The following is a 7,017-nucleotide window of genomic DNA, read 5'->3' on the forward strand; positions in this document are numbered from 1 at the left end:
CTGGGGCGGCGGCTGGTGGGGGAGGCGCTGGCGTTCCTGGAGGGTGCCGGCCGGTCGAGGGTGGATTTTTCGTCGTATACGCCGAACTATGTGTTGCCGGGTGCCGACCCGGAGCTCTACCCTGCCGGCTTCCGGTTGCTGGAGGCGATGGGCTTCCGCACGTTGTACTCGCCGGTCGCGATGGACCGCACGCTCGTCGGCTACGTGACCCCGGACGACGTGCACGAGCTGCGCGCCAGGCGCGAGAGCGAAGGGTACGCCTTCCGCAGCCCTGCCGTGGGCGAGCTGCCGCAGCTGATCCGCTTCGCCGCCGACGCCTTCAACCCCGACTGGGGTGAGGCGATCCGTCACCACCGCGACCCCGGGCGCATCGTGATCGCGGAGAAGGACGGCATCGTGGGCTTCGCCCTCTACGCGGCCTACCGCGGCATTCCCGAGCGGTTCGGCCCCTTCGGCGTCGACCCGGGGCAGCGAGGCACCGGCCTCGGCAAGATCCTGCTCCATCTCACCATGACGATGATGCGGGCCGAGGGGCTTCACTCGTCGTGGTTCCTGTGGACCGGCGAGACCAGCCCCGCCGGCCACCTCTACACCAAGGCTGGTTACGAGACCACCAGGCGGTTCCACGTGATGAGGCGACAAGCATGACGCACGTTCTGGCCATCGGCGCCCACGCGGGCGACCTCGACCTGACCGCGGGCGCGGTGCTCGCCCAGCACGTCCTGCGCGGCGACCGCGCGACGCTGCTGCACCTGACGCTCGGCGAGCGCGGCCATCCCCGCGTGCCGGTGGCCGACTACGCCAAGCAGAAGCGCGAGGAGGCCGAGACGTTCGCCGAGCGGATCGGCGCCGGCGTGCGCTTCCTCGACTACGAGGACGGCCTGCTGCCGGAGGACGACGAGGTCAAGATGCGCGTCGGCGACCAGATCAGGGAGCTGCGGCCGGACGTCATCCTGACCCATTGGAGCGCGTCCATCCACAAGGACCACGCCCGCACCCACCGCATCGTCGAGGACGCCCGCTTCTACGGCGGGTTGAAGACCCTCGAACGCGAGCAGCCCGCCTACTGGGCGAGCGAGCTCTACTACGCCGACAACTGGGAGGACGCCGAGGGGTTCGCTCCCGACGTGTTCGTCGAGCTGAGCGAGGAGGCGTACGAGATCTGGTCGCAGGCGATCACCGGCTACGCCTACGCCAGAGGCGAGACCTACGGCTTCCCGTTCGTCGACTACTACCGCGCGCTGACCGTCGTGCGCGGCGCACCAGCCGGATTCGGCCGCGCGCAGGCGTTCGCCGCCCCGAAGGGTTCGCGCGTCCTCCGGACGAAGTATTTCGGAAAGGCAGCCCCCCAATGATCAGGCCCCCTGTCAAACGTCTGGTGGCGGTGTTCGCCGCCCTCGCCCTCGCCGGCTGTTCCGGTGGGGGCAACGGCGGGAGCGGCGGAGGTGAGAACGCCCCGCCGCTGATCATCCATGCCGTGGACTCGGGCACGTTCCAGGAGGACTTCAACCCGTACCACCTCGAAGGCGTGAACTTCGGGACGAGCGGGATGATCCACGAGACCCTCATGTACTTCAACAAGCTCAAGCCCGGCGAGATCACGCCGTGGCTGGCGTTGAAGCACGAATGGTCTGACAAGGGCAAGTCGGTCACGTTCACCCTTCGCCAGGGCGTGAAGTGGACCGACGGGAAGCCGTTCACGGCCGACGACGTCGCCTTCACGTTCAAGATGCTCAAGGACAATCCGGAGCTCAACAGGAACGCGCTGGAGATCGCCGACGCCGAGGCGCTGGCGCCGGACAAGGTGCGCATCGACTTCGAGAAGACCTCCTACGCCAAGCTGTTCAACATCGCGGGCAACTCGCCGATCGTGCCCAAGCACCTGTGGGAGAAGCAGAAGGACCCGGTCACCTTCACCAACACTAAGCCGGTCGGCACCGGCCCCTACACGCTGTCGAAGTTCTCGGCCCAGCTGTACGAGCTGGTCAAGAACCCCGACTACTGGCAGCCGGGCAAGCCTGAGGTGCCGGTGCTGCGCTTCCCCGCGTACACCGCCAACGCCGTCCAGACGGCGCTGCAGCAGGGCGAGGTCGACTGGGCGGGCGCGTTCGTGCCGGACATCCAGAAGATCTACGTGCAGGGCAAGCCGGAGCAGAACAAGTTCTTCTTCCCGCCCGAGGGCGTGGTGACGCTGCTGCCCAACCTGACCCACCCGATCCTGTCCAAGCCGGAGGTGCGCCAGGCCATCAACCTCGCCATCGACCGCGACAAGATCGTGCGGGTGGCCGAGCGCGGTTACACCAAGGTCGCGCATCCGACCGGCGTGCCGATGCCGGGCGGGGAGGCGTACGTGCCGCCCGAGTACAAGGACGCGGCCTTCAAGATGGACCTGGCCAAGGCCAAGGAGCTGCTGAAGGGCGTCGATCCGGCCGAGCTGAAGTTCACGCTGCTGGTGCCCTCGCCGTTCACCGACTGGGTCAACGCGGCGCAGCTCATCAGGGAGGACCTCGCCAAGATCGGCATCACGGTCGACACCAGGGGCGTGGCGTTCCAGGACTGGGTTTCCAAGGTCGGCAAGGGCAACTACGAGCTGTCGATCAGGGCCACCGCGGCAGGCCCGACCCCCTACTACCAGATGCGCTCGATGCTCTTCGGCGGCCTGGCCGAGCCCGTCGGCGAATCGGCCACCGGCAACTACCAGCGCTGGAAGGACGCCGAGACCGACCGGCTGATCGAGGAGTACGCCGCCACCGAGGACGAGGCCGAGCAGCAGAAGGCCACGCAGGGACTCGGCAAGATCATGGTGGAGAAGCTGCCCACCCTGCCGCTGTTCTACAGCCCGTCCTGGTCGCAGTACCGCACGAACAAGTACGTCGGCTGGCCGTCCGAGCAGGACCCGTACGCGATTCCGTCGCCGTACACCTCGCCCGACGCGGCCGTCGTGCTGCTGCGTCTGAAACCGGCCGCCAAGTGAGGTTCCTGGCCCGGCGGCTCGGCTTCTACCTCCTGACGGCGTGGGCCGCCATCACGCTCAACTTCCTGATCCCCCGGCTCATGCCGGGGGATCCGGTGGAACTGCTGGTGGCCAGGATGAAGGGCAACGTCGAACCGGAGGCCATCGACGCGATGCGCCGCGCGTTCGGCATCAGCGACGCCAGCCTGTGGCAGCAGTACCTCGACTACCTCGGCAACCTCGCTCGCGGCGAGCTGGGCCGTTCGATCACGTTCTTCCCCACCGAGGTGTCCACGGTCATCGCCGACAGCCTGCCGTGGACGGTCGGGCTCGTCGGGGTGGCCACGCTGATCAGCTACCTCATCGGCACCTCGCTCGGCGTGCTCATGGCTTGGAGGCGCGGCACCTGGCTCGACGGGGTGCTGCCCGCGGCCACGTTCATGCACGCGGTGCCGTACTTCTGGGTGGCGCTGGCGCTCGTCTTCGTCTTCGGCGTGACCCTGCAGTGGTTCCCCGTGTCGCGGGCGTACGGGCTGGACGTGATGCCCGGCATGACCGGCGAGTTCGCGGCGAGCGTGCTCTACCACGCGGCGCTGCCCGCCGTCACGATCGTGATCGCCTCGATGGCCGACCGCATCCTCGGCATGCGCAACGTCATGGTGACGACGCTGGGCGAGGACTACGTGGTCATGGCCGAGGCGAAGGGGCTCACCTCGCGGCGGGTCATGTGGGCGTACGCGGCCCGCAACGCGATCCTGCCCAACATCACCAGCTTCGCCCTCTCGCTCGGCTTCGTGGTGGGCGGGTCGGTGCTGACCGAGATCGTCTTCTCGTACCCGGGGATCGGGTCGATGTTGCTCAAAGGCGTAGAGAACGAGGACTTCCCGCTCATGCAGGGCATCTTCCTCGTCATCTCGCTGGCCGTGCTCGTCGCCAACTTCCTGGCCGACCTGGCGTACGTCGTGCTCGACCCGCGGACCAGGCAGGAGTCCGAATGAAGATCAAGATCGGCTTCGGCATTCTCGTCTTCTTCGCGCTGATGGCCCTGGCCGGGCCGCTGCTCATCGGCGCCGACCCCGCCGCCACCAGCGACGACGGGCTGCAGGGCCCGTCGGCCGAGCACTGGCTCGGCACCACGCAGACCGGCCAGGACATCCTCACCCAGATCGTGTACGGGGCCCGCATCTCGATGGGCATCGGCGTGTTGTCGGCCGTCATCGCCAACCTGCTCGCGATCCTCGTCGGACTCGTCGGCGGCTATTTCGGCGGCGCGGTCGACGAGGTGCTGTCCGTGCTCACCAACATCTTCCTGGTGTTGCCCGCCCTCCCGCTGATCATCGTGCTGGCCGGTTACCTGCCGCAGCGCGGCGTCGGCTCCGTGGCGGTGGTGATCGCGGTCACCGGCTGGGCATGGGGCGCCCGCGTGCTGCGCGCCCAGACCCTCTCGATCCGGCGGCGCGACTTCGTCCAGGCCGCCAGGGCCAGCGGCGAGGGGCCGCTGCGGATCATCTTCTTCGAGATCATGCCGGTGCTGCTGCCCGTCATCGCCACCAGCTTCCTGGCCACCGTGGTCGCCGCCATCCTGGCCGAGGCCGGGCTGTCCTTCCTGGGCCTGGCCGACCTGTCCACGGTCAGCTGGGGCAGCATGCTGTACTTCGCGCAGAACGGGCAGGCGCTGCTCATCGGGGCATGGTGGTGGTTCATCCCGCCGGGGTTGTGCATCGCGCTCATCGGCACCGGCCTCGCGCTGGTGAACTTCGGCATCGACGAGATCGCCAACCCCCGCCTGCGCACGATCAAGGTCAAGGCGCCTCGGAAGGCCCGTACATGAACGTCCTGGAGATCCGCGACCTCGGCGTCGACTACCTGTCGCAGAGCGGCGCCGTGCACGCCGTCGCCGACGTCTCGCTCGACCTGCGGCGGGGCGAGATCCTCGGCCTCGCCGGGGAGAGCGGCAGCGGCAAGTCCACGCTGGCCAACGCCGTCGCCCGGCTGCTGCGCCCGCCCGCCGCGATCACCTCCGGTTCGGTGGTCTACCACCGCCAGGACGGCACCGCCGTCGACGTGCTCGCCCTCAAACGGGACGAACTGCGCGCCTTCCGCTGGAAGGAGCTGGCCGTCGTCTTCCAGAGCGCCATGAACTCGCTCAACCCGGTCAGCACCGTCGGTGCCCAGATCGAAGACGTGCTGCGCATCCACGCCCCCAAGATGTCGCGCAACGACCGGTCCGAGCGGGCCGTCGAACTGCTGCAGCGCGTCGGCATCAGCGCCGACCGGCGGCGGTCGTACCCGCACGAGCTGTCGGGCGGCATGCGGCAGCGCGCCGCCATCGCGATCGCGCTCGCCCTCAACCCCGAGGTCATCATCATGGACGAGCCGACCACCGCGCTCGACGTGGTGGTGCAGCGCGACATCCTCCACGAGATCAGGGCGCTCAGGGAGGAGTACGGCTTCGCGGTCGTGTTCATCACGCACGACCTGTCGCTGCTCATGGAGATCTCCGACAGGATCGCCATCATGTACGCGGGCCGCGTCGTCGAGACCGGCACGGCCGAGGCGCTGCACAGGACGCCGCGGCACCCGTACACGCTGGGTCTGCTCCGTTCGTTCCCCCGCCTGCACGGGCCCCGCGAGGAACTGCTCGGCATCCCCGGAACCCCGCCCGACCTGCGTTCGCTGCCGCCCGGCTGCGCCTTCCACCCGCGCTGCGGGCGGGCCGTGGAGGAGTGCTCCACGCGGCTGCCGCTGCTGACACGCGGGCCGAACGGCTCGGACGGCTCGGACGGCGAGGTGGCGTGCCTGCTGAACGGAGGCCGCGGTGTGGAGGAAACATCATGATCGTTCTTGAGGGCCGTAACCTCACCAAGCACTTCACCTCGGCCCGCGGGCCGAGGGGGCGGCTGGGGAAGCGGCCGCCCGTGCGCGCCGTGGAGGACGTGTCGATCGCGCTGCGCGCCGGCTCGGTGTCGGCGCTCGTGGGGGAGAGCGGCTGCGGCAAGAGTACGGTGGCCCGGCTGCTCGCGCAGGTCTACCCGGCCACGTCAGGAGAGCTGCTGCTGCGCGGCGAGCCGGTGCGGGCGCATCGCGGGGCGGCGTTCCGCGACTACCGGCGCCAGGTGCAGCTGATCTTCCAGGACCCGTTCTCCTCGCTGAACCCCTTCCACCGGGTGCGCTACCACCTGGCCAGGCCGCTGCGCATCCACGGGCACGTCCGCTCGGACGAGGAGGAGCACAGGAGGGTCGCCGAGCTGCTCGAACGGGTGAGCCTCACGCCGGTGGAGCAGTTCATGGACAAACTGCCCCACGAGCTGTCCGGCGGGCAGCGGCAGCGGGTGGCGATCGCGCGGGCGCTGGCCGTCGAGCCCGTCGCGCTGATCGCCGACGAGCCCGTGTCGATGCTGGACGTGTCGATCAGGCTGGGCGTGCTGCGGCTGCTGGAGGACCTGGCCAAGGAGAGCGGGCTGGCGCTGCTCTACATCACGCACGACATCGCCAGCGCCCGCTACTTCGCCGAGGACATCACGGTGATGTACGCGGGCCGGCTCATCGAGAGCGGGCCCAGTGAGGCGGTCACCCAGTCGCCCCGGCACCCGTACACGCGGCTGCTGCTGGAGTCGGCGCCGGACCCTGACCGGGTGACGCCGCGCGACACCGCCCGGCACGGTGAGCCGCCCAGCCTCATCGACCCGCCCGGCGGGTGCCGTTTCCATCCGCGCTGCCCGGTGGCGCTGCCGGTGTGCTCGACCGAGGTGCCGGGGCGTACGGAGCTGGGCGAGGGCCGCTGGACGCACTGCTGGCAGGCGGAGACGCCGGAGCTCACGCGCGGGTGACGACGCTCCCTGCCTGGAGGGCCCGTGTCGCGGCGTCGGCGTTGCTCTCCGCCCACAACACCGCCGCCAGGGCCGCCGCCGCGATCAGCAGCACCAGCCCTCCGGCCAGGATCACCCACCACCAGCCGGACCTGGGCGGCCTGGCCTCGTAGGTGGGCACGTCGGGCAGCATGTCGGGCGTGTAGGGCAGGCGCTGGGTGAACGGCGACTCCGGCGTGCCCTGCGGGGGCGGGC

General features: G+C 69.6%; 8 protein-coding genes. 7 read left to right on the forward strand and 1 reads right to left on the reverse strand.

Going from position 1 to position 7,017, the window contains the following annotated elements:
• The 7 genes from E1267_RS41615 to E1267_RS41645 all read left to right on the forward strand — a co-directional run.
• Positions 1-648: GNAT family N-acetyltransferase (locus E1267_RS41615; protein ID WP_132341490.1), on the forward strand; the 648-nt coding region annotated here is incomplete at its 5' end.
• Positions 645-1,355 (forward strand): PIG-L deacetylase family protein, encoded by a 711-nt coding sequence (locus E1267_RS41620; RefSeq protein ID WP_132341492.1) that lies wholly within the window; start codon positions 645-647, stop codon positions 1,353-1,355. The genes E1267_RS41615 and E1267_RS41620, both read left to right, overlap by 4 nt.
• The gene (locus E1267_RS41625) at positions 1,352-2,974 is read left to right on the forward strand and encodes an ABC transporter substrate-binding protein (RefSeq protein ID WP_132341494.1); all 1,623 of its coding nucleotides are present in this window, start codon (positions 1,352-1,354) and stop codon (positions 2,972-2,974) included. The genes E1267_RS41620 and E1267_RS41625 overlap by 4 nt, the downstream gene beginning before the upstream one ends.
• Entirely contained in the window at positions 2,971-3,951 is a 981-nt protein-coding gene (locus E1267_RS41630; protein ID WP_132341496.1) for an ABC transporter permease, read from the forward strand. Before E1267_RS41625 ends, E1267_RS41630 begins: the two co-directional genes overlap by 4 nt.
• A complete protein-coding gene (locus tag E1267_RS41635; protein WP_132341498.1) occupies positions 3,948-4,784 on the forward strand; it encodes an ABC transporter permease in 837 nt (278 codons plus the stop codon). Before E1267_RS41630 ends, E1267_RS41635 begins: the two co-directional genes overlap by 4 nt.
• Complete coding sequence (locus tag E1267_RS41640; protein WP_132341500.1) at positions 4,781-5,791, forward strand: ABC transporter ATP-binding protein; 1,011 nt, start codon at positions 4,781-4,783, stop codon at positions 5,789-5,791. Before E1267_RS41635 ends, E1267_RS41640 begins: the two co-directional genes overlap by 4 nt.
• A complete protein-coding gene (locus E1267_RS41645; protein ID WP_132341502.1) occupies positions 5,788-6,783 on the forward strand; it encodes an ABC transporter ATP-binding protein in 996 nt (331 codons plus the stop codon). Before E1267_RS41640 ends, E1267_RS41645 begins: the two co-directional genes overlap by 4 nt.
• Here E1267_RS41645 and E1267_RS45110 read toward each other — a convergent pair.
• Positions 6,770-7,017 (reverse strand): hypothetical protein (locus E1267_RS45110; RefSeq protein ID WP_220449928.1); only part of this gene is annotated, 248 nt, incomplete at its 5' end. The genes E1267_RS41645 and E1267_RS45110 overlap by 14 nt on opposite strands.

Origin of the sequence: Nonomuraea longispora (assembly GCF_004348345.1) — a bacterium.
GTDB classification, from domain to species: Bacteria; Actinomycetota; Actinomycetes; order Streptosporangiales; family Streptosporangiaceae; genus Nonomuraea; species Nonomuraea longispora.